This is a genomic window from Hydrogenophaga sp. (assembly GCF_051858985.1).
Taxonomy (GTDB): domain Bacteria; phylum Pseudomonadota; class Gammaproteobacteria; order Burkholderiales; family Burkholderiaceae_C; genus Hydrogenophaga.
In genome coordinates, this window is record NZ_JBHYGM010000001.1 from 1,085,792 (window position 1) to 1,107,761 (window position 21,970).

Sequence of the window (21,970 nt, forward strand, 5' to 3'; positions counted from 1 at the left end):
ACCGATTGCTCCCCGATACCAAGAGAGGATTCCCCATGGCCCTTCCCTGGCTGCTGGCCCTGAAAGTGATTCCCTGGGGCGACGTGATCGAACACGCGCCCAAGGTGCTCAACGCCGCACGCAAACTGATGGACCGCGACAGGACGGCCCTGCCCCCGGGACCGCGCGCCGAGCCGCTGGACCTGGGCCAGGCGCCGCCGAGTCTGGGCGAACTGAAAAACCGGCTGGTGGAAGCGCGCCAGTTGATCGACCAGCAGGCCGTGGTTCAGGAACAGATGGCGCAGACGCTGGCCGAACTGGCTGAACAGAATGCGCGCCTGGTGAGCGCGGTGGATGTGCTGCGCAAGCGCACACGCCTGCTGCTGTGGGCGGCCGCGCTGCTGGCCGTGGGCGTGGTCTGGGCGTTGCTGCGCTAGCTGCTGCTGGTTTCCATCGAAGCGTCGCAGCCCACGCCGGCGGCGATCCAGCGGCGCGCGAGCCGCCGCACCAGGGGCGCTGCCCAGCGCCAGCGCGCGCCCAGCAACGCTTCGGTGTGCGTGATGGCGCCACAGCGGTAGATCCGCTGCCCCGCATCCCACCTGAGTGCATCGCACGCCCCGACGCGCCTGCGCGAGATCACACGGCCGAGCGGACAAGGCTCGGCCAGGCAGCACACACCGCAGCCGTTGCACGGCGCGCCCAGCGCTGGCTTGGCCGGCGCCTCGGCGTGGATGTGGATGACCTGGTGCTGGATCAACACATGCCCCGTTCGCCCTGAGCCTGTCGAAGGGCATGCGGGCGTGGAGGGGCTTCGACAAGCTCAGCCCGAACGGAGAGAAATTCGCGCATCACGTCCGCGCCAGCACCGGCCCGAGGACCCGCCCGGTGTGCGTGTCCAGTCGCACCACCTCATCGGGCGGTGCCGCGGCCACGATGCGGCCGCCACCCGCGCCGCCCTCAGGACCCAGGTCGATGATCCAGTCGGCTTCGGCCATCACGTCCAGGTCGTGCTCGATCACCACCACGCTGTGGCCGCCGTCCACCAGGCGGTGCAGCACGCGGATGAGCTTCTCCACATCGGCCATGTGCAGGCCCACCGTGGGTTCGTCGAGCACATACAGCGTGTGCGGCGGCTTCTGCCCGCGCCGCGTGACGTCGTCGCGCACCTTGCTGAGCTCGGTCACCAGCTTGATGCGTTGCGCCTCGCCACCCGACAGCGTGGGGCTGGGCTGGCCGAGCGTGAGGTAGCCCAGGCCCACGTCCTTGAGCAGTTGCAGCGGATGGGCGATGTTCGGCATGGAGGCGAAGAATTCCACCGCCTCGTCCACTTCCATGCGCAGCACATCGCCGATGCTCTTGCCCTTCCAGGTCACGGCCAGCGTCTCGGGGTTGAAGCGCGCGCCGTGGCAGACCTCGCAAGGCACCTTCACATCGGGCAAAAAGCTCATCTCGATGGTGCGCATGCCCTGGCCTTCGCAGCCCGGGCAGCGTCCTTCGCCGGTGTTGAAGCTGAAACGGCCCGGCGCATAGCCGCGCGCCTTGGCCTCCAGCGTGTCGGCGAACAGCTTGCGCACCGTGTCCCAGAAGCCGATGTAGGTCGCCGGGCAACTGCGCGGTGTCTTGCCGATGGGCGTCTGGTCGACCTCGAGCACGCGGTCCACCACCTCGGAGCCCAGCAGCTTCTGGCAGCCGATCCAGGTGGGGCGTTGACCCTTGTCCCAGGCAGTGCGGCCTGCAAACGTGCTTCGCTGGCTCACGGCGTTGGCCACGTTGGTCAGCAGCACGTCGCGCGCCAGCGTGGATTTGCCCGAACCCGAGACGCCGGTGATCACCACCAGGCGCTGCAGCGGCACGGACGCGTCGAGTTGCTCCAGGTTGTGGAGCTGGGCGCCCTTGACCTGGAGCCAGTGGGCGCTCTCGCTGGGCGGGAGCACCGGGCGCCGGGCCTGCAACGGGTGCTTCATCGCATGCAGGAGGTAGCGTCCCGTCACCGACTCGGCATTCGCCGACAGATCGGCCACCGAGCCCTGTGCCACCACGCGCCCACCGCGTTTGCCGGCGCTGGGACCGATGTCGATGATGTGGTCGGCGCGGCGGATCGTGTCTTCGTCGTGTTCCACCACCACCAGCGTGTTGCCTTGCTCGCCGAGCTTGTGCAGTGCGTTGAGCAGAATGGCGTTGTCGCGCGCGTGCAGGCCGATGGTGGGTTCGTCCAGCACGTAGCAGACGCCCTGGAGGTTGCTGCCCAGTTGCGCGGCGAGGCGGATGCGCTGCGCCTCACCGCCCGACAGGGTGGGCGCGCCGCGGTCCAGGGTGAGGTAGTTCAGGCCCACCTCTTCCAGGAAGGCGAGCCGACTTTCGATTTCGGGCAGCAGGTCGCGCGCGATGTCGGCTTCGCGCGCGCTCATCACGACACGCCGTTCGGGCTGAGCTTGTCGAAGCCCTATCGCGCCAGGATGCCCTTCGACAAGCTCAGGGCGAACGGGGACATTCATCAGCGACCGCACCCACTGCCGCACGTCGTGCACGGCAAGGCGGGCCACATCGGTGATGCCCACACCCGCAAACCGCACGGCACGTGCCTGCGCATTCAGGCGCGTGCCTTCGCAGGTGGGGCAGGCCTCGTCCACGATGTCCTCCACCTCGGGCTCCGCAAAGCTTTGTTCGCGTCCGCGTTCCTGGTCGTCGCGCACCGAGTCGTCGAGCACCTTGCGCTGGTCGCGCGAAAGCTTCACGCCGGTGCCCACGCAGTCGGGGCACCAGCCGTGCTTGCTGTTGTAGGAGAACAGCCGCGGGTCGAGCTCGGGGTAGCTGGTGGCGCAGACCGGGCAGGCGCGCGTGGTGGAAAAGACTTCCAGCGTGCCCAGTTCGCGGGTGGACACGCCGTCGGCCAGTGCCTGGGCCAGGCCATCGAGCGGCGTGAGCACGTGCACCACCCCCTTGCCGATCTCCAGCGCCTTGTTCAGTTGCTGGCGCAGGGCGGCTTCAGCGTCGGCGCTCACCACGAAGTCGGCCACGGGCAGCTCGATGGTGTGTTCCTTGAAGCGGTCGATGCGCGGGAAACCGGTGGTGGGCAGGAACTCGCCGTCCACGCGCAGGTGGCTGTGCCCGCGCGGGCGCGCCCAGTCGGCCAGCTCGGTGTAGACGCCCTTGCGGTTGACGACCAGCGGAGCGAGCAGGCCGATGTGCTGGCCCTTGTAGCGCGAGAGGATGGCGGCTGCGATGCTGTCGGCGCTTTGCGGCATCACCGCCGCACCGTCGTGCACGCAGTGCTGCGTGCCGAGCTTCACGTAGAGCAGTCGCAGGAAATGCCAGACCTCGGTGGTGGTGCCCACGGTGCTCTTGCGCCCGCCGCGCGAGAGCCGCTGCTCGATGGCCACCGTGGGTGGAATGCCGTACACCGCGTCCACCTCGGGCCGGCCGGCCGGCTGAACGATGCTGCGCGCATAGGCGTTCAGGCTCTCCAGGTAGCGGCGCTGGCCCTCGTTGAACAGGATGTCGAACGCCAGCGTGGACTTGCCCGAGCCGCTCACGCCTGAGATCACGTTGAACTTCCCGCGCGGGATGTCCACGCTGAGGTTCTTGAGGTTGTGCTCCTTGGCATTGACGATCTGGATGGCGCTCGAATGGCGCGTCTGGCGTCGCGGGCGAACCGCCGCGCGGTAGCGTTGGGCTGCACCCGGTTCGTTCACCGCGTGCACCTCGCCCATGGACAGCGCATAGTCGCGCAGCGCCCTGGCGGTGTGGCTGGTGGGATGCTCACGCACCGCTTCGGGCGGGCCCTCGGCCACCACCAGTCCACCCGCGTCGCCACCCTCGGGGCCGAGGTCGATCAGCCAGTCGGCGGCTCGGATCACGTCCAGGTTGTGCTCGATCACCACCAGCGAATGGCCGGCGTCGAGCAGCTTGCGCAGCGAGCGCATGAGCTTGGCGATGTCGTCGAAATGCAGGCCGGTGGTGGGTTCGTCGAACAGGAACAGCGTGCCCTTGCGCGAGAGCGGCTGGCGGCTGGCGCTGGCGGACCTGGCGGCCTCGGCCAGGAAGCCCGCGAGCTTGAGGCGCTGCGCCTCACCGCCCGAGAGCGTGGGCACCGGCTGGCCGAGCTTCACGTACTCCAGCCCCACATCCACGATGGGCTGCAATGCCCGGATGACTTCACGGTCGCTCGCGAACAGGGCGGCGGCCTCGCTCACGGTGAGATCGAGCACGTCGGCCACATTGAAGTGGCGGCCTGCGCGTTCGATCTTCACTTCCAGGATCTCGGGCCGGTAGCGCTTGCCGTCGCAGTCCGGGCAACGCAGGTAGACGTCGCTCAGGAACTGCATTTCCACATGCTCGAAGCCCGAACCGCCGCAGGTGGGGCAGCGCCCGTCGCCGCTGTTGAAGCTGAACTTGGCGGGCGTGTAGCTGCGCTGGCGCGCCAGCGGCAGGTCGGCGAACAGCGCGCGCACGGCATCCCACGCGCCCACGTAGCTCACCGGGTTGGAGCGCGCGGTCTTGCCGATGGGCGACTGGTCGACGAACACGACTTCGCTCAGAAGGTCCGCCCCGAGCAGGCGGTCGTGCGCGCCCGGGCTGTCGGTGGCTTTGCCGAAGTGGCGCAGCAGCGCGGGCGCGAGCACGTCCTGGATCAGGCTGGACTTGCCCGATCCTGAAACGCCTGTGACCACCACCATGCGCTGCAAAGGGAACTCGACCGACACGTTCTTCAGGTTGTGTTCCCGAGCGCCTTCCAGAATCAGCCGCGGCGTGTTGTCGGTGACCATGCGCTTGAAGCCCATGCCCACGGTCTTGCGCGAGCCGAGATAGGCGCCGGTGAGCGTGTCGGCCGAGCGGATCGCCTCGGGCGTGCCGTCGAACACGATCTCGCCGCCGCGTTCGCCGGGGCCCGGGCCCATGTCGATCAGGCGATCGGCCGCGAGCATCACGGCCGGGTCGTGCTCAACCACCACCAGTGTGTTGCCCGCATCCCGCAGGCGCAGCATGGCGTCGACGATGCGCGCCATGTCGCGCGGATGCAGGCCGACGCTGGGCTCGTCGAGCACGAACAGCGTGTTCACCAGCGATGTGCCCAGCGCGGTGGTGAGGTTGATGCGCTGCACCTCGCCACCCGACAACGTGCGGCTCTGGCGGTCGAGCGTGAGGTAGCCGATGCCGACCTCGCACAGGTAACGCACGCGGGTGTTGATTTCGTCGAGCAGCAGGCGCAGCGCCTGGGCCTGGCCGGACGCGTCGGTGCCGACCGCCGGCAGCGCTTCGTCGAGCGTGCTGAAGAAGGCGCGCAGCCGGTCCAGCGGCATGAGCATCAGGTCGTGCAGGCACAGGCCCGGCAGCGCCTCGAGTTGCGCCCGGCTCCACTTCACCCCTTGCGGCGCGTATCGGCTTTCCGCCGGGAGCACCGCATCGGCCTGCGACTTCGTGCCGATGCGCCAGAGCAGGCTGTCGTTCTTGAGCCGCGCGCCCCGGCAGCTCGGGCATTCGGTGTAGCTGCGGTACTTGGACAGGAGCACGCGGATGTGCATCTTGTACGCCTTGCTCTCCAGGTACTCGAAGAAGCGCGCCACGCCGTACCACTGCTGGTTCCACTTGCCGTTCCATTGCGGGGAGCCGCCCTTCACCCATTGCTGCTGCTCGGGCGTGAGCTTGGCCCAGGGCGTGTCGCGCGGGATGCCGGCGGCTTCCGCGTGCCGCATCATGTCGTCCTGGCATTCCTTCCAAGCCGGCGTCTGGAACACCTTGATCGCACCCGCGCGCAGCGTGAGCTTGTCGTTCGGAATCACGAGCCCGTAGTCCACCCCGATCACGCGCCCGAAGCCCCGGCAGGCTTCGCAGGCGCCCACCGCCGAGTTGAACGAGAACATCGACGGCGTCGGCTCGGCATAACGGATGTCGCTCTCCGGGCAGTGCAGGCCGGTGCTGAACCGCCAGATCTCGGGTTCGCCTTCGCCCTGGATCGCATACACCATGAGCTTGCCCGCGCCCCGCTTCAATCCCACCTCGATGGCTTCCATCACCCGGGCGGGCTCGGTGTTGCTCAGGCGAAACCGGTCGGCCACCACGTCCAGCAGTTTCACGGCTTCGATCACCGGCTTCGCCTTCTTCTTGCCTTTGACCTCGGTGTCCGCACTGGCTTCGCGCTGCACGGTGCGCTCGGCCTGCACGCGCGTGTAGCCACTGGCCGACAGCCACTGCTCCACCTCCTCCGGTGTGGTGCTGGCAGGGAGTTCCACCGGGAACGTGACCACCAGCCGGGGATCGCCGGACGCGGCCGCGCGGGCCTGCAGTTCGGCAAAGATCGATTCGGGCGAATCGTGCCGCACCGGGGCCGCCGTTTCGCGGTCGAACAGCTCGGCTCCGCGCGCAAACAGCAGCTTCAGGTGGTCGTTCAGCTCGGTCATGGTGCCCACCGTGGACCGCGAGCTGCGCACCGGGTTGGTCTGGTCGATGGCGATGGCGGGTGGAACGCCTTCCACGCGGTCCACCGCGGGCTTGTCCATGCGGTCCAGGAACTGGCGCGCATAGGCGCTGAAGGTTTCCACATAGCGCCGCTGGCCTTCGGCGAACAGGGTGTCGAACACCAGGCTGGACTTGCCCGAACCGCTCGGCCCGGTGACCACGGTCAGTTCACCCGTGCGCAGGTCCAGGTCCAGGTTCTTCAGGTTGTGCTGGCGCGCACCCCGGATGCGGATCAGGCCAGAACCACCTTCTGTCGATTGCTCGGCCCCGTCGGCGGGAGAAGCGGTTGAAATCGCGGCCGCAGACAGCTCAGCGGGCAGGAAGGCGTCGGACATGCAGGGGCTCCAGAGGGGGAGCCGAACATTCTACGGAGGGGTGTGACAAAGCCGCGGCGCGGTACGTCATATCCACAATTTCTTACCTCGGGGCGCTGCCTAGACTCAGGCCACCTCTGGAGACCTCCCCCTATGAAAAAAAGCCACATGCATCTCAACAAGACCCTGGCCGTGCTCGGCCTTTCTGCTCTGATCGGATTCGCCTCGCCCGCCTGGGCGCAATGGCGCATCGGCATGCCCTCGGGCTTCACCGGCTCGGTGGCGGCGGGTGTGAAGGAAAACCACGAGGGCGCGAAGCTGTATTTCGACACCATCAATGCGCGCGGGGGTGTGAACGGCCAGAAGATCGAACTCATCACCGTGGACGACAAGTTCGATCCGAAGGTGACCGTGGAGGTGGCGCGCGATCTCGTGACGAAGCAGCGCGTGCTGGCCTTGTTCCTGAACCGCGGCACGCCGCATTCGCAGGCGCTGCTGCCGGTCCTGACCGAGCTCAAGGTGCCGCTGGTGGGGCCGAGCACCGGTGCGATGGTGCTGCACGAACCGGTGCACCCCTGGGTGTTCAACGTGCGTGCCACTTACCAGCGCGAAGCCGCCAAGGCGGTGGAGCACCTGGCCAGCATCGGCATCACCCGCATCGCGGTGATCGAGACCGACGATTCGTTCGGCGCGGACTCCGCCGTGGGCGCGCTCAAGGGTTTTGCCAAGGTGAACCAGAAGCCGGTGCTGCACGAGAAATCGCCGCGCGACAAGCCCGACTTCACCGATCTGGCCAAGCGGATAAACGACAGCAACGCGCAGGCGGTGCTGGTGATCGCATCGGCCGGCAACACCGCCAACGCCGTCAAGGCGATCCGCACCGCCGGCTCACGGGCTCAGGTGGTCACGCTCTCCAACAACGCCTCCGATGGGTTCATCAAGCTGCTCGGTGAGCACGCCCGCGGCGTGATCGTGACGCAGGTGTTCCCGAACGAGCGCTCGGTGGCGTATCCGCTGATCAAGGAGGCGCAGGAGTTCGCCAAGGCCAAGGGCCTGGCCGGCGTGTCGCCGGCCATGATGGAGGGCTACGCAGCCGCCAAGGTGCTCACCGAGGGCCTGAAGCGCGCCGGGCCGGGCGTGACGCCGGCCAGCCTGCGCGATGCACTCGAGGGTCTGCGCAACTACGACCTGGGCGGTCTCACGGTCAGCTATGGTCCGGCCAACCACACCGGGCTGGATTTCGCGGATCTGTCCATCATCGACGCCAGCGGGAAGTTCCGGCGTTGATCCAGGATCCCGGCAGCTACAACGCGAGTGATCGCGACGCGGATGCTGACGGCGAGCCAAGCTCGCTTCGCGCGAGAACCTGGGTGTAGTGCAGCGGGGAAGCCCGGACCGACGCCACGCTGTGCAAGCCGTCCAGGTGCGCTGCATAGGCGTCGATGACCTTGCCATAGCCGGGGACCTGCAGGTACGACTCACCCAGCGCCCCCGAAGGACGGACCACCACCGGGATGCCGGTCATTTCCTCAAAGCGGCGGAAGGCGTCGAGTCGCTCACGCACCGCCGCCTCATCGACCCGCGAGCCCCTGCCCAGGCGACCTTCAGGGGTCACGAGTTCATCGAAGTCGACGCAAACCATGGCGATATCGCGCGGGTGAAGACATCCGTCGGGGGTGAACATCCTCGCCTCGACTGGGAACCCCGCGTCGACCACGTTCCACGGAATGGGGGTGCGCTCCCGGCCTGCCAGTGCGGTCCAATGCGTCTGGAAGAAGGACCTGTTCACCCAGTCCTCGATGATGGGAAGCAGATGGCGGGGGGTGCCATCCACGGGCCGGATCCAGCCATCAGGATCCCCGGAATCGCGACTGCCGAGCGTCGCCTGGTCCAGCAGGTGCGGCTTCAGGACGAGGCAGGAATCGCCCCAGCCCTTGTGCCCGCGCAAGCTGAAGTTGAGCGCGCCGTACAGGGGCTGCTCGCGACCGAGCCTGAGCGAATCGATGGTGCGGTCCCTTCTTTCGGGCGGCAGCTCCTCGGCATTTCCGCCGCGCACGTAGGTGTTTTCGTAGACCCCCGTGGCGAAGAAAGCTTGCGACCCCGTGTACAGGTTTGCCCTGTTGCTGAGGAAGCCGATGTGCACGGGCGAGGTGCGCAGCGCCCGTTCGATGCGCCGCACGCCGAGCGCCACTTCGGCGTCGGTGGGTGGCCGCTCCCCCGGTTGGAGGGCGCGCAGCCTGGCCTGAATGGCTTGCATGAGGCCCGCATGCGTGTCTCTCCTCGTGCGCGCCAGACCTTCGTCGAACTGCTGCAGAAGCGAGCGCTGATCGGACGAGAGTGCCTTGAATGCTGGAGCGGCGCGCTGGAGCTCAGGCCATGCGGCCCTTGGCGGCAGGCGCGCTGCGCCCAGCCCGGCGATGGTGCTGGTCAACCCAGGCATCGTTGGGCGACTGCAGGGCTCAGCTCTTGACGATCAGCACCGGCACCTTGGCGTGTGTGAGAACTTTCTGCGCGACGCTGCCCAGGATCAGCGCCTTCACGCCCTGGCGACCGTGCGAGCCCATCACGATGAGGTCGCAGCCTTCCGCGTCGGCGGTCTCGATGATGCCCTCGTAGACCACGTTGCGCTCGATGGTGTCGCCTGCAAAGGGCACGCCGTCCGCCGCGCACGCGAGCTTGACGGCGTCCAGTGCCTGGGTGGCAGCGCTCTTGGCTTCGGTCAGGTAAGCCTGCAGGCCCACGGCCGAGGCGTCGCCGATGCCGATGTAAGGGAACGGATCGATCACGTACACGCCCACGATCTGTGCGTTCTGGCTTTTGGCCAGTTGCACCGCGGTGCGCGTGGCCAGCGCAGCCAGGCCGGAGCCGTCGGTGGGCAGAAGGATTTTCTTGAACATGGCATATCTCCTTGAATCGGGTTGTCTTCAGGAATGGCGCACCCGGTAAGGTGCGATGCCATCTTACCGGCCGAAGTTCAGGTGAATTTGCGCCAGCTCAAGCGGGCGTCAGGTCCGCGCTCACGTCCACCGCGCAGTACTTGAGTTCGGCGATCTTGCCCACCGGGTCCAGCGCGGGATTGGTGAGCAGATTGGCGGCCGCCTCGGCGTAGGCGAAGGGAATGAACGCGGCGTTGAGCGGCATCGCGTCGTCGACCCGCACCGCCAGCGCCACCTGCCCCCGTCGCGAACGCACCCGCGCGAGCGCCCCGGCGCTCAGGCCCAGTCGCCGCGCCGTGGCCGGGTGCAGGCTCACCACCGGGCCGGGTTCCAGCGCGTCGAGCACATCGCTGCGCCGCGTCATGCTGCCGGTGTGCCAGTGCTCGAGCTGTCGACCGGTGATCAGTACCATGGGGAATTCGGCGTCGGGCACCTCGGCGGGCGGCGTCACGCCCGCGCCCACCAGGCGCGCTCGGCCACTGTTGGTAGGGAAGCCCTCGGTGAACACCACCGGCTGGCCGGGGTCGTCCTCGCTGGCCACGGGGTAGGTCACCGCCCCTTCGCGCCGCAACCTCGTCCACGACAGGCCAGCGATGCTGGGCATGAGCGCGCGCATCTCCTCGAACACGGCGCCGATGCCAGTGTGCGCGTCGTCGGTGCCGCTGCCGTCGGCAGCCACGTCGTAGGTCCAGCCCAGCCCCAGGCGGCGGGCGAGTTGCTCGGTGATCCAGGCGTCGGCGCGCGCATCCCCGGGCGCTGGCACGGCCTTGCGACCGAGCTGGACGCACCGGTCGGTGTTGGTCACGCTGCCGGTCTTCTCGGGCCAGGCGGTGGCCGGCAGCACCACGTCGGCCAGGCTGGCGGTCTCGGTGAGGAAGATGTCCTGCACCACGAGGTGGTCCAGCCCCGCCAGCGCTTCGCGGGCGTGCGCCGCGTCGGGGTCGCTCATGGCCGGGTTCTCGCCCTGGATCAGCATGGCGCGGATCTCCCGGCGATGGGCCGCATCGATGATTTCCACCACCGTGAGGCCGCCCTCGCCCAGCAGCGTGCCGGGCGCGAGGTTCCACAAGCGCTCGGCCTTCTCGCGCGCCTGCGCGTCACCCACTTTCTGGTAATCGGGCAACACCATGGGGATCAGGCCGGCGTCGCTCGCGCCCTGCACGTTGTTCTGACCACGCAGCGGATGCAGGCCGGTACCCGGGCGGCCGATCTGGCCGGTGATGAGCGAGAGGGCGATGAGGCAGCGCGCGTTGTCGGTGCCGTGCGTGTGCTGGCTGATGCCCATGCCCCACAGGATCATGCTGTTCTTGGCCGTGGCGTAAGCCCGGGCCACCTCGCGCAGCGTGGCCGCGTGGATGCCGCAGACCGGCGCCATCGCCTCCGGCGAGAAGTCCGTCAGGTGCGCCTTGAGTTGCGCGAAATCCAGGGTGTGCGCCTCGATGTAGGCCGGGTCGGTGAGGCCTTCGAACACGATGGTGTGCAAGAGGGCGTTGAGCAGGGCGACGTCGCTGCCGGGTGAAAACCCGAGGTGTTTCCACGCGTGTCGCGCGAGCTCGGTGCGACGCGGATCGGCCAGCACCAGCTTCATGCCGCGCCGCGTGGCGTTCTTGATCCAGGTGGCGCCCACGGGGTGGTTCTGCGCCGGATTCGCACCGATCAGCAGCACGAAGTCGGCGTGCTGCACGTCGCGCAACGGGTTGGTGACGACCGCCGAGCCCAGCCCCTCCATGAGCGCGGCCACGCTGGACGCATGGCACAGGCGCGTGCAGTGGTCCACGTTGTGCGTGCCGAACGCGGTGCGGACCAGCTTCTGGAACAGGTAGGCCTCTTCGTTGGTGCCCTTGGCCGAGCCAAAGCCCGCCACGGGGCCCTGGCGGCCGCGCGCCGGGGTGCTGGCCATGGCGCGCTGGAAACCGGCGGCGGCGGCGTCCAGCGCCTCGTCCCAGCTGGCTTCGCGGAACAGCTCGCGCCAGTTGCGGCGTTCGATGGAGAGCGGATCCTTGGGCGCATCGGCGCGGCGGATCAGCGGCCGCGTCAGGCGGTCGGGGCTGTGCGCGTAGTCGAAACCGAAGCGACCCTTGACGCACAGTCGACCTTCATTGGCCGGACCGGCAATGCCTTCAACGTGCTCGATCCTGCCGTCACTCACGTGGTAGGTGAGCTGGCAGCCCACGCCGCAATAAGGACAGACCGAGTCCACCTGCTGCTGCGACGGCTTCTGGAACGAACCATTGGCCGGCGCGATGGCACCCGTGGGGCAGGCCTGCACACATTCGCCACACGCCACGCAGGTGCTCTCACCCATCGGGTCGTGCTGGTCGAAGACGATCTGCGCATGGCCACCGCGAAACGCAAGACCGAGCACGTCGTTGCCCTGCGTCTCGCGACAGGCGCGGATGCAGCGCGTGCACTGGATGCAGGCGTCGAGGTGGACCGCCATGGCGGGATGGGAGAGGTCCTGTTCGGCGGGCGCCCGTGTCGGGAAACGTCCACTCCGCGCATTCTCCAACTGCGCCCAGCGCGTCAGTTCGCTGTCGTGCTTGAGCGCCTGGGTATCGGGAGCGTCAGCCAGCAGCAGTTCCAGCACCGTCCTGCGCGATGCAGCCGCGCGCGTGCTCTGCACCTGCACCACCATGCCCGGCGTGGGCGAGCGGCAGCACGAAGGCGCCAGCACGCGCTCGCCTTCGATCTCGACCACGCAGGCCCGGCAGTTGCCCGGGCTGCGCAGGCCGTCCATGTGACAGAGGTGCGGAATCTCCACACCCACGCGCTGCGCGGCCTTGAGGATGCTCTCGCCGGGCGCGGCTTCCACCGCGCGCCCGTCGAGGGTGAATGCCACCGGCGTGGCGTCTTTCGGGAGGTCGTCGGTTTTCATGCCACGCCCTTTCCATCCACTTCGTGTGCGAAGAAACGCAACACGCTGTCCACCGGGTTGGGCGCGGCCTGGCCGAGCCCGCAGATGCTGGCGTCGCGCATCACCTGCGAGAGTTCACCCAACAAGGGTGCATCCCACACCCCGGCCTGCATGAGCTGGACCGCCTTGGTGGTGCCCGAGCGGCACGGTGTGCACTGGCCGCAGGATTCGTGTTCGAAGAAACGCATGAGGTTGAGTGCCGCATCGCGCGCGGTGTCGTGCCGGCTCATCACCACCACCGCCATCGAACCGATGAAACTGCCGTGCTCGAACAGCGTGTCGAAGTCCAGCGGCACATCGGCCAGCGACGCCGGCAGGATGCCGCCCGAGGCGCCACCGGGCAGCCATGCGTAGAGCTCGTGGCCATCGGCCATGCCACCCGCGAACTCATCCACCAGCTCGCGCAGCGTGATGCCGGCAGGCGCGAGGTGCACACCTGGTTTCTTCACGCGGCCCGAGACAGAGAAACGCCGCAAGCCGTTGCGTTCGCGCCGCCCCTGGCCGGCAAGCCACTCGCCGCCCTTCTCCAGAATGGTGGGGATCCACCACAGCGTCTCGGGGTTGTGCGCCAGCGTGGGCCGGCCGAAGACGCCTTGCACGGCCACGATGGGTGGCTTGAGCCGCGGCAGCCCCCGCTTGCCTTCCACCGATTCGATCAGCGCCGACTCTTCGCCGCAGATGTAGGCCCCTGCACCCCGACGGAGTTCGACGACCGGTGGCGTGTAACCAGGGTGCGCTGCCGCCAGCATGAGCAGGGTGGCGTCGAGCCGCTGAAGTTCGCGCGAGAGCAGTTCGCGCACGTCGTGGTATTCGTCGCGCAGGTAGATCCACACGCGGTCCACACCCACCACCTGCGCGGCGATCAGCAGGCCTTCGAGCATCTGCGGTGCCCCCGCCTGGGCGCTGCTCAGCACCTGCCAGTCCTTGAAGGTGCCCACCTCGCCTTCGTCGATGTTCACGACCATGTGGCGCGGGCCGGGTTGTGCGCGCACGGTTTCCCACTTGCGCCAGGCCGGGAAGCCTGCACCGCCCAGGCCGCGCAGGTTCGAGGCCTTGAGTTGGGCCAGCACCTGTTCGCCACTGACCTCGCCCGCCAGCAGGCGACGCAACTGCACCAGCCCCGAAGGCGCGGGGGCGGGCAACTGGCGCGGCTGTGTCTCGCCGCGCGCGAGCAGGTCCTGCACGGCGGCCACACTGGCGTGAGGCAGCTGCCGCTTTCCCACGCAGGCCGCGGGTGCCACGTGGCACTGGCCGATGCAGGGCGCCTCCTGGGCGCGCACGCTGTCATCGCCGGCCAGTGCTTGCTGCAGGTCGGCAAGCAAGGGTTCGGCCCCCGCCATGGCGCACGAGAGGCTGGTGCAGACGCGCACCACCGTGGCCGGCACCGGCGTGTCGTCGTCCACGATCTCGAAGTGGTGGTAGAAGCTCGCCACTTCGAACACCTCCACCTGGCTCAGCCGCAGGCGCTCGGCCAGCGCCGCCAGGTGCCCCTGTCGCAAGGCGCGCTCGCCGTCCTGCAGACGGTGCAGGTGTTCGATGAGCAAGTCGGCGCGTGGCGCCAGACCCGCGCACAGGGCCTCGACCCGCGCGCGCGCTTGCGGCTGCACCTGACGGCCCTTGGGCGTGTGTCGCGGGCGCGCGCGGCCCTGGAGCGTCTCCAGCGGGCGAATGGGGATGACAACGTTCATGGTTTCAGCGTAGCACCGTATGGGCGCCGTTAATATGTTCACCATTGCATGAACTCTGGCATTTCACCAGCCCTTCGCCATGTTGCGCATCACCCTGGAACCCCAATGGCTCATCCGCCCGGACGATGGTCCCGCGCTCCCCGCCAACGCGCTGCTCGACCTGCTCGCCACCGTGGAGAGTTCGGGCAGCATCTCCGAAGCAGGTCGCGAACTGGGGCTCTCCTACCGCCACGCCTGGGGCCTGCTGCAACAGGCCGAGCAGGTGTTTGGCCAGCCCCTGCTGGTGCGCGGTCGCGGGCGCGGTTCGGTGCTCACCGAACTCGGCCAGAAACTGATCTGGGCCGATGCCCGGATCGGCGCACGACTGCAACCGCTCCTGGAGTCGCTGGCCTCGGAACTGGAAGGCGAGCTGGGGCGCGTGCAACGGCGCAGGCGCGCCGTGCCACGCCTGCATGCCAGCCACGGCTTTGCGGTGGCCGCCCTGCGCGAACAACTCGCCGCGCGCCAGGTGAACGTGGACCTGCGCTACCGCAACAGCCTGGAGGCCGTGGCGGCGCTGGCGCAGGGCGACTGTGAACTAGCGGGATTCCATGTGCCACTGGGCGAGTTTGAAGCCGCGGCAGCTGCCCGCTACCTGGCCTGGCTCAAACGCGACCAGCACCTGCTGGTGCAACTCGCCGTTCGCACGCAGGGCTTGTTCGTGGCGCCCGGCAATCCCCTGCGGCTGAGCAGACTGAAGGACCTCACGCGCAAGGGTCTTCGCTTCGTCAACCGGCCCGAAGGCTCGGGCACGCGGGTGTTGACCGAACTGTTGCTGCAGCGCGAAGGCATTGCACCGCGCGCCGTGGCCGGCTACGACAACACCGAACTCACCCACGCGGCGGTGGCCGCCTTTGTCGCCAGTGGCATGGCCGACGTCGGCATCGGCGTGCAGACCGCCGCGCACCGCTTCGGCCTGCACTTCATCCCGCTGCTCAAGGAACGGTACTTTTTTGCGCTGCCAGCGGATGCACTGGAGCGCGAGGAACTCAAGCCGGTGCTGACCGTGCTGCGTTCACCGGCTTTTCGCGCGCGCGTCGCGGCCCTCAAGGGCTACGAAGCGGCCGACACCGGGCGCGTGATGTCGGTCGCCGACGCCTTCGGCTAGGTCCGTCGCACACCTTCGGGCCGCTGCGCCACGGCGTCCCAGTGCCCGTCGAACCAGGCGTCGCCGTCCAGGTACGCGCGCAGCATGGGCAGCGCGTCCTGGCCCCAGAACACGTGGCCCTCCACCACCATGGCGGGCACACCGAACAGGCCCAGGGCCAGCGCTTCGTCGGTGTTGCTGCGCAAGCGCTGCTTGACCTCGTCGCTGTCGGGCGCGGGCCAGGGCCGCTCGCGCTCGGCCATGTGCGCCTGGAGCAAGGCCTGCAGCGCGGCGAGGCGTTGTGGATCCGAGGCGTCCAGGCCGCCGTGCCACACGTGGTGGAACAGTTGCTCCGCCACGAAGCGGCTGGTCTCGCCCGGCGCCTCAGCGCTTGCGCAGGCCAAACCCAGGCGCAACAGCGGCAGCGGGTTGAAGGGATGGTTCGCGGGCATCTCCAGCGGCACGCCGTGGTGGTGACCCAGCCAGCTCACCTGCCGGTAGGTCCAGTCGCGCTTGCCGGGGATTTCCGCAGGTCCGAGCTGGCCGTGGGCCTTGAGCAGGGCGGCGAACAGCACCGGCTTGTAACGCACCAGCACACTGTGTCCCACCAGTACCTCGGGGAGGCGCTCGAAGGCCAGGTGGGCATAGGGCGAGATGGGGTCGTAGAAGAATGCGATGTCGCGCAGCGGGGGGGCCATGGCTTGCCTCAGGTGTCAGCGGGGAAGTCCTGCCGGGCCTCGATGCGCTGCCAGACCAGCAACTTGTCGGCGTCGGCCGCGCGGCTCCACTGGGCAATTTCCTCGAGCGTGCGGAAACATCCCTGGCACCAGCCCGTTACGGCGTCCATCCGGCAGATCGAGATGCAGGGCGAGGGCACACCCGGCGCAAGGCCCGATCGGCGTCGAGCGGCCTTGAGGGTGACCACGGGCGTGGGGATCATGCGGCGCGCACGGTGACGTCGCACACCGGCGCGGCGGTGAGCAGTTGCAGGGCTTGCGGTGTCAGCCGGAACACCGCATGTGGGTGGCCGGCGGCGGCCCAGATCTCGGTGAAGCGAAAGAGCTGTTCGTCGATCAGCAGCACCGGCGGCATGAGATGCGCCAGAGGCGACACGCCACCGATGGAGAAGCCGGTGCGGGCCTTGACGAATTCGGCATCGGCGCGACCCAGCTGGCTGCCCTCGCTGCAGACCAGCGCCTGCACCTTCTTCTCGTCCACGCGCAGGTCGCCGGAGGTCACCACCATCACCGCCGCATCGTCTTCCTTGCGGCGGAACACGATGCTCTTGGCAATCTGGCCCAGCGCCACGCCCAGGGCATCGGCCGCCTGCTGCGCGGTGCGCGCGGCGTCGTCGAGCATCTGGGGGGCGTGGGGATGGCTGGCGTCCTGCAACGCACGGGCCACGCGTTGCACGGTCTCGGGCAGGGCATGGAGTTCGGCGCCGCACATGATCAGGCCGCCCGCTTCACCATCAGCAGGCTGGCGCCCATGGCTATGAGCACACCGCCAAACACCCGGTTCTGCGCCCGTCGAGCGCGCGCGGTGGCCAGCCAGCGCTGCATGCGCGAAGCCAGGAACGCATAGCCATGCATCACCACCAGGTCCACCAGGATCGTGGTGACGAGCAGGATGAGCAACTGCAGCCAGAGGACACGCGCCGGGTCGAGGAACTGCGGCAGCACGGCCACCATGAACACGATGCCCTTGGGATTGGTCACGTTGGTGAAGAATCCGGTCACGAAGCGCTCGCGCGCCGACGGCAGCGCCACTTGAACCTGCGGTTCGGGTCCAGGTCCATCGGCTTCCTGCACGCGCGAACGCCACTGCTTCCATCCCAGCCAGATCAGGTAGCCGGCACCGGCGAACTTCACCACCGTGAACGCCGTGGCCGAAGCCAGCAACAGCGCACCGACGCCCACGCCAGCCACCAGCAGGATGACCGACAGGCCCAGCTGCAGCCCGGCGATGGTGGCACCGGTTTTCTTCACGCCGTAGGCCAGGCCGTGCGTCATCGACAGCACGGCGCCGGAACCGGGCGAGAGCGCGATGGCCCACGAGGCCACGAAATACGCCATCCAGACCTGCAAGTCCATGAGAGATTCCTTTTCAGCCTGCGCGCTTGGCCAGCAGGGCGCGCGCGACGCGCGAGCCACTCGGGCGACCCAGCTGTTCGCTGATGTATGCGCCCGCGTCCACCAGCGCATCGAGGTCGATGCCGGTCTCGATGTCCATGCCGTGCAGCAGGTAGACCACATCCTCGGTGGCCACGTTGCCGGTGGCGCCCTTGGCGTACGGACAGCCGCCCAGACCCGCCACGGACGACTGGAAATTCCACACACCCATCTCCAGCGCCGCCAGCGTATTGGACAGCGCCTGGCCGTAGGTGTCGTGGAAGTGGCCCGAGACCTCGTCGATGCCGAAGTGCTGGAGCGTGACCTCCAGCGCGGCCTGCACCTTGCGCGGCGTGCCCACTCCAATGGTGTCGGCCACGTCCACGCGCTGCACGCCGATGCCTTTCATGAGGCCCGCCAGATAACCCACGCGCTCCGGCGCGATGTCGCCTTCGTACGGGCAGCCCACCGTGCAGCTCATGGCGCCGCGCACGGCAATGCCCGCAGACAGCGCCGCCTGCACGACCGGTGCGAAGCGCTCGATGCTCTCGGCGATCGAGCAGTTGATGTTCTTCTGGCTGAACGCCTCGCTGGCCGCGCCGAACACCACGATCTCGTCGGGCTTGTCGAGCACTGCCGACTCGTAGCCCTTGAGGTTCGGCGTGAGCACCGAATAACGGATGCCGCTGCGGCGCTGGATGCCGCTCATGACTTCGTGGTTGTCCGCCATCTGCGGGACCCACTTCGGGCTCACATAGCTGGTGACTTCGATCTCTTTCAGGCCTGCGGCCTGAAGGCGGTGGACCAGTTCGATCTTGGTGGCAGCGGGCACCGGCTGCTTCTCGTTCTGCAAGCCGTCGCGTGGGCCGACTTCAACGAGCTGGACGCGGGTGGGTAGCTTCATGGTGGTGTCTCTGCGTTCGTGAGCCGGAAAGGGTAACGCATTGGCGCTCACTATCATCGGGCGCATGACCGATGACCGCGCCACGATCCTGAGAAAAGCCTTGCGCCTGCAGCCGCACCCCGAGGGCGGCTACTTCAGCGAGCTGTTCCGCGCTGCACAGACCGTGCACCCCTCGGACGGCCGCCCCTCCCGCAGCGCACTGACCAGCATCGACTTCCTGCTCGAGGCAGGCCAGTTTTCCGCCTGGCACCGCGTGGCTTCGGACGAGGCCTGGCACCTGCTGGAGGGCGGCCCGCTGCGCCTGTGGCTGCTGCCGCCCGACCTGTCCCGCTTCGAGCACGTCGATCTCGCGCCCGTGGACGCCGCGGGCCATGCGCCGCGTCATGTGGTGCCCGCCCACTGGTGGCAGGCGGCCGAGCCGCTGGGCGCGTTCGCCTACGTGGGCGCCACGGTGGGCCCCGGGTTCGAGTTCGCCGATTTCAGCTTTGGCCGCGACGATGCCGCGCTGTGCGGTGCACTGGAGCAACACACGGGCGGACTGGGCCGGCTGAGGTAGAGCAGGCTTCAATACCCACGCTCCCGATCCACCACGCCGGCGATGGATTCTCCGCGCTCGATCGACCGGATCTTGCCGGCGATCTGGGCAATGCTTTCCTCGCGCAGCGTGCGCGCCGAGGTGTGGGGCGTGACGGTGATCTTCGGGTGGGTCCAGAAAGCATGGTCCGACGGCAGCGGCTCGACGCGAAACACGTCCAGCGCGGCCCCGGCCAGGTGGCCCGAGTCGATCAGCGTGAGCAGGTCTTCGTCCACCAGGTGGGCGCCACGCGCCACGTTGATGAGGTAGCCACCCGGCTGCAGGCAGGAAAGCGTGCGCCGGTTGAGGATGTTCTGGGTGTCGGGGGTGAGCGGCAGCAGGTTCACCAGGACGCGGCAGGCGCCCAGGAAAGCATCGAACCCGCCGGCACCGGCATGGCACTGCACGCCTTCGATCGTCTTGGGGCTGCGGCTCCAGCCGTGCACGGGGAATTCGAACTGACGCAGCGCTCGCGCCACGCGCTCGCCCAGCACGCCCAGACCCATCACCCCCACCGGAAACTCGGCGCGCAATCTCGGTTTGCGGAACGACCACCGGCCTTCGGCCATGTCGGCCTCGTAGCCGTCGAATTCGCGGAAATGCCGGATCACCGCGTGGCACACGTATTCGGCCATCTGCACCGACATGCCGGCGTCGTCCAGCCGCACGACTTTGGTTCCCGGGGGCAGTTTCAGCTTGAGCAGGGCGTCCACGCCCGCGCCGATGTTGAAGAGGCCCTTGAGGCCAGGCTGTTCGTCCAGGAACTGCTGCGGTGGCGACCACACCACCGCGTGATCGGCCTGCGGCGCGCCGGGCGACCAGGTGCTCACGGTGGCGCCCGGCAGCGCGGTGCGCAAGCCCTCCAGCCAGGGCTCGGGGCGGGTGTCGGCGCAGCAGAAGGTGATGTGCATGCGGCAAGCTTACCGAAGCAAGGGCCGCAGCCCTGTCACGCGGTGGCCAGCTTGAGCAGCTCGGCGCCTTCGTTCACCTGGTCGCCCGGGGCGTAGAGCAACTCGGCCACAGTGCCATCGACCGGCGCTGCAATGGTGTGCTCCATCTTCATGGCCTCCATCACCGCCAGGGCCTGGCCTTTCTTCACCACGTCGCCAGCCTTCACCGAGAACGACACCACCTTGCCGGGCATGGGCGCGGTCAGTCGCCCGCCTTCGGCTGCTGCCTCGCCTGCATGGGCCAGCGCGTCGATCTCCACGATCTGGGTGGCACCCAGTGCGCAGAACACATGCACGTTCTCGTCCACCTGCCACGTCTGCACGGTCTGGCGCTGGCCGTTGAACCGAAGGTCCATGCGCGTGCCCGTGTCGGCTGCAAGCGCGTCGAAAGCGAGCAAGCCACTCACCTCGCCCACCCCGAGTTGCAGCGCGCCGTCGTGCAGGTAGCTCAGGTGCGCCAGCAGAGGCTCGCCCTGGTACTCGAAATCGAAGCGGCGCACGGTGATGCCGTGCGGGCGCCAGCCGTCGCGGCGCGAGAAGGGGTCGGCGGTTTCGTGGCTGCGCTCAGCGACCAGGGTCTGCGCCACGGCAGCGGCCACGGCGAGCGGCCGGCCCACCTTGTCCTGGTGGAACAGCACGGCGGCCTCTCGCGGGATCAGCGCGGTGTCGAGTTCGGCCTGCGCGAACGCGCGGCTGCCAACCACGTGGCGCAGGAACTGCACGTTCGTGGACAAGCCGACGATGCGGGTCTCGGCCAGCGCGGCGTCCATGCGGGCCAGGGCTTCTTCACGCGTGGCGCCGTGGACGATGAGCTTGGCCACCATGGAGTCGTAGAACGGGCTGATGGTGTCGCCTTCGCGCACGCCGTCGTCCACCCGGACCGCGCTGCGCTCGAAGGCGGTGCAAGCGGGCTTGCGATAGACCGTGAGCGTGCCGGTGGCGGGCAGGAAGTTGTTGTCCGGTGTTTCGGCGCAGATGCGCGCCTCGATCGCGTGACCATGGATGCGCAGTTCGTCCTGCCGCAGTGGCAAGGGCTCGCCGCTGGCCACGCGCAGTTGCCATTCCACCAGGTCCAGGCCGGTAATGGCCTCGGTCACCGGGTGTTCCACCTGAAGTCGCGTGTTCATCTCCATGAAGTAGAACCGCATCGCCTCGGGATGTGCGTAGCCTTCGGGCTGCTCGACGATGAATTCCACCGTGCCGGCACCGACGTAGTTCACGGCCTTGGCCGCCGCCACCGCGGCCTCACCCATGCGCGCGCGCAATTCGGGCGTCATGCCAGGCGCCGGCGCCTCTTCCAGCACCTTCTGGTGGCGCCGCTGCACCGAACAGTCGCGTTCGAACAGGTACACGCAGTGGCCCTGCATGTCGCCGAACACCTGGATCTCGATGTGACGCGGGCGCTGCACGTATTTCTCGATCAGCACCGCGTCGCTGCCGAAGCTGTTGCGCGCCTCGCGCTGGCAACTGGCGAGTGCGGCGGCGAAATCCTCGCTCTTCTCCACCACCCGCATGCCCTTGCCGCCGCCGCCCGCGCTGGCCTTGATGAGCACGGGGTAGCCGATGCGATCGGCCTCGCGCTGCAACAGGGCCGGGTCCTGGTCGGCGCCGTGGTAGCCCGGCACCAGCGGCACGCCGGCCTTCTCCATCAGCCGCTTCGACTCAGCCTTCAGGCCCATGGCTTCGATGGCGGAGGACGGCGGGCCAATGAACACCAGACCGGCTTTCACACAGGCATCGGCGAAGGCCTGGTTTTCGCTGAGGAAACCGTAGCCGGGGTGGATGGCCTGTGCTCCCGTGGCCTGCGCGGCCGCGATGATGCGCTCCCACTGCAGGTAGCTCTCCTTGGGTGCGGACCCGCCGATGTGCACCGACTCATCGCAGGCGGCCACGTGCTTGGCGCTGGCGTCGGCGTCCGAGTAGACGGCAACCGTCTTCACTCCCATGCGACGAGCGGTGGCGGCAACGCGGCAGGCAATTTCACCGCGGTTGGCAATCAGGATCTTGTTGAACATGCG

General features: G+C 68.3%; 17 protein-coding genes. 4 read left to right on the plus strand and 13 right to left on the minus strand.

The window, feature by feature from the left end; genetic code table 11:
• The first annotated feature begins 35 nt into the window (after positions 1-35).
• Positions 36-416, plus strand: a complete 381-nt coding sequence (locus ACTIEY_RS05360) for a hypothetical protein (protein WP_439518054.1) — start codon at positions 36-38, stop codon at positions 414-416.
• Here ACTIEY_RS05360 and ACTIEY_RS05365 read toward each other — a convergent pair.
• Together ACTIEY_RS05365 and uvrA are read right to left on the minus strand one after the other, a co-directional pair.
• On the minus strand, positions 413-733 hold the full coding sequence (locus ACTIEY_RS05365; RefSeq protein WP_439518279.1) for a hypothetical protein: 321 nt from the start codon (positions 731-733) through the stop codon (positions 413-415). The two genes, ACTIEY_RS05360 and ACTIEY_RS05365, sit on opposite strands and share 4 nt — an antisense overlap.
• A gap of 94 nt (positions 734-827) precedes the next feature.
• Positions 828-6,770, minus strand: a complete 5,943-nt coding sequence (gene uvrA / locus ACTIEY_RS05370) for an excinuclease ABC subunit UvrA (protein ID WP_439518055.1) — start codon at positions 6,768-6,770, stop codon at positions 828-830.
• Positions 6,771-6,902: 132 nt separating this feature from the next.
• Here uvrA and ACTIEY_RS05375 point away from each other — a divergent pair, with 132 nt between their 5' ends.
• Positions 6,903-8,036, plus strand: coding sequence for an ABC transporter substrate-binding protein (locus ACTIEY_RS05375; protein WP_439518056.1), 1,134 nt, complete (start codon positions 6,903-6,905; stop codon positions 8,034-8,036).
• A gap of 16 nt (positions 8,037-8,052) precedes the next feature.
• On the opposite strand, the gene ACTIEY_RS05380 is transcribed toward ACTIEY_RS05375, so the two are convergent.
• From ACTIEY_RS05380 to ACTIEY_RS05395, 4 genes are all read right to left on the minus strand, one after another.
• Entirely contained in the window at positions 8,053-9,180 is a 1,128-nt protein-coding gene (locus ACTIEY_RS05380; protein ID WP_439518057.1) for a hypothetical protein, read from the minus strand.
• 28 nt (positions 9,181-9,208) lie between these two features.
• Entirely contained in the window at positions 9,209-9,646 is a 438-nt protein-coding gene (locus ACTIEY_RS05385; RefSeq protein ID WP_439518058.1) for a universal stress protein, read from the minus strand.
• A gap of 97 nt (positions 9,647-9,743) precedes the next feature.
• A complete protein-coding gene (locus tag ACTIEY_RS05390; RefSeq protein WP_439518059.1) occupies positions 9,744-12,560 on the minus strand; it encodes a molybdopterin-dependent oxidoreductase in 2,817 nt (938 codons plus the stop codon).
• A complete protein-coding gene (locus ACTIEY_RS05395) occupies positions 12,557-14,287 on the minus strand; it encodes an NADH-ubiquinone oxidoreductase-F iron-sulfur binding region domain-containing protein (protein WP_439518060.1) in 1,731 nt (576 codons plus the stop codon). Before ACTIEY_RS05395 ends, ACTIEY_RS05390 begins: the two co-directional genes overlap by 4 nt.
• Before the next feature lie 79 nt (positions 14,288-14,366).
• Between ACTIEY_RS05395 and ACTIEY_RS05400 the strand changes: the two genes are divergently transcribed.
• On the plus strand, positions 14,367-15,434 hold the full coding sequence (locus ACTIEY_RS05400) for a substrate-binding domain-containing protein (RefSeq protein ID WP_439518061.1): 1,068 nt from the start codon (positions 14,367-14,369) through the stop codon (positions 15,432-15,434).
• Here ACTIEY_RS05400 and ACTIEY_RS05405 read toward each other — a convergent pair.
• The 5 genes from ACTIEY_RS05405 to ACTIEY_RS05425 are packed head-to-tail and all read right to left on the minus strand — an operon-like array spanning position 15,431 to position 18,428.
• Complete coding sequence (locus ACTIEY_RS05405) at positions 15,431-16,099, minus strand: 2-hydroxychromene-2-carboxylate isomerase (protein ID WP_439518280.1); 669 nt, start codon at positions 16,097-16,099, stop codon at positions 15,431-15,433. The genes ACTIEY_RS05400 and ACTIEY_RS05405 overlap by 4 nt on opposite strands.
• Positions 16,100-16,119: 20 nt before the next feature.
• Positions 16,120-16,353 carry a DUF1289 domain-containing protein gene (locus tag ACTIEY_RS05410; protein WP_439518062.1) on the minus strand — a complete coding sequence of 78 codons (234 nt, stop codon included), beginning with the start codon at positions 16,351-16,353 and terminating at the stop codon, positions 16,120-16,122.
• A complete protein-coding gene (locus tag ACTIEY_RS05415; protein ID WP_439518063.1) occupies positions 16,350-16,862 on the minus strand; it encodes a YbaK/EbsC family protein in 513 nt (170 codons plus the stop codon). Before ACTIEY_RS05415 ends, ACTIEY_RS05410 begins: the two co-directional genes overlap by 4 nt.
• Before the next feature lie 2 nt (positions 16,863-16,864).
• On the minus strand, positions 16,865-17,506 hold the full coding sequence (locus ACTIEY_RS05420) for a LysE family transporter (RefSeq protein WP_439518064.1): 642 nt from the start codon (positions 17,504-17,506) through the stop codon (positions 16,865-16,867).
• Positions 17,507-17,519: 13 nt separating this feature from the next.
• Positions 17,520-18,428 carry a hydroxymethylglutaryl-CoA lyase gene (locus ACTIEY_RS05425; protein ID WP_439518065.1) on the minus strand — a complete coding sequence of 303 codons (909 nt, stop codon included), beginning with the start codon at positions 18,426-18,428 and terminating at the stop codon, positions 17,520-17,522.
• 64 nt (positions 18,429-18,492) lie between these two features.
• On the opposite strand from ACTIEY_RS05425, the gene ACTIEY_RS05430 reads away from it, so the two are divergent.
• Positions 18,493-18,984: a cupin domain-containing protein gene (locus tag ACTIEY_RS05430; protein ID WP_439518066.1), complete on the plus strand. Its 492-nt coding sequence runs from the start codon at positions 18,493-18,495 to the stop codon at positions 18,982-18,984.
• Positions 18,985-18,992: 8 nt separating this feature from the next.
• Here ACTIEY_RS05430 and ACTIEY_RS05435 read toward each other — a convergent pair whose 3' ends face one another.
• On the minus strand, positions 18,993-19,913 hold the full coding sequence (locus ACTIEY_RS05435) for a 2-hydroxyacid dehydrogenase (RefSeq protein WP_439518067.1): 921 nt from the start codon (positions 19,911-19,913) through the stop codon (positions 18,993-18,995).
• A 35-nt stretch (positions 19,914-19,948) separates the two neighbouring features.
• A complete protein-coding gene (locus tag ACTIEY_RS05440; RefSeq protein ID WP_439518068.1) occupies positions 19,949-21,967 on the minus strand; it encodes an acetyl/propionyl/methylcrotonyl-CoA carboxylase subunit alpha in 2,019 nt (672 codons plus the stop codon).
• Between the last annotated feature and the right edge of the window lie 3 nt (positions 21,968-21,970).

Bases quoted from the DNA above. Each gene is read 5' to 3' on its own strand.
- ACTIEY_RS05360 (WP_439518054.1), top strand. From the start codon at position 36: ATGGCCCTTCCCTGGCTGCTGGCCCTGAAAGTGATTCCCTGGGGCGAC.
- uvrA (WP_439518055.1), bottom strand. From the start codon at position 6,770: ATGTCCGACGCCTTCCTGCCCGCTGAGCTGTCTGCGGCCGCGATTTCA.
- ACTIEY_RS05375 (WP_439518056.1), top strand. From the start codon at position 6,903: ATGAAAAAAAGCCACATGCATCTCAACAAGACCCTGGCCGTGCTCGGC.
- ACTIEY_RS05385 (WP_439518058.1), bottom strand. From the start codon at position 9,646: ATGTTCAAGAAAATCCTTCTGCCCACCGACGGCTCCGGCCTGGCTGCG.
- ACTIEY_RS05390 (WP_439518059.1), bottom strand. From the start codon at position 12,560: ATGAAAACCGACGACCTCCCGAAAGACGCCACGCCGGTGGCATTCACC.
- ACTIEY_RS05395 (WP_439518060.1), bottom strand. From the start codon at position 14,287: ATGAACGTTGTCATCCCCATTCGCCCGCTGGAGACGCTCCAGGGCCGC.
- ACTIEY_RS05400 (WP_439518061.1), top strand. From the start codon at position 14,367: ATGTTGCGCATCACCCTGGAACCCCAATGGCTCATCCGCCCGGACGAT.
- ACTIEY_RS05410 (WP_439518062.1), bottom strand. From the start codon at position 16,353: ATGATCCCCACGCCCGTGGTCACCCTCAAGGCCGCTCGACGCCGATCG.
- ACTIEY_RS05415 (WP_439518063.1), bottom strand. From the start codon at position 16,862: ATGTGCGGCGCCGAACTCCATGCCCTGCCCGAGACCGTGCAACGCGTG.
- ACTIEY_RS05420 (WP_439518064.1), bottom strand. From the start codon at position 17,506: ATGGACTTGCAGGTCTGGATGGCGTATTTCGTGGCCTCGTGGGCCATC.
- ACTIEY_RS05425 (WP_439518065.1), bottom strand. From the start codon at position 18,428: ATGAAGCTACCCACCCGCGTCCAGCTCGTTGAAGTCGGCCCACGCGAC.
- ACTIEY_RS05430 (WP_439518066.1), top strand. From the start codon at position 18,493: ATGACCGATGACCGCGCCACGATCCTGAGAAAAGCCTTGCGCCTGCAG.
- ACTIEY_RS05435 (WP_439518067.1), bottom strand. From the start codon at position 19,913: ATGCACATCACCTTCTGCTGCGCCGACACCCGCCCCGAGCCCTGGCTG.
- ACTIEY_RS05440 (WP_439518068.1), bottom strand. From the start codon at position 21,967: ATGTTCAACAAGATCCTGATTGCCAACCGCGGTGAAATTGCCTGCCGC.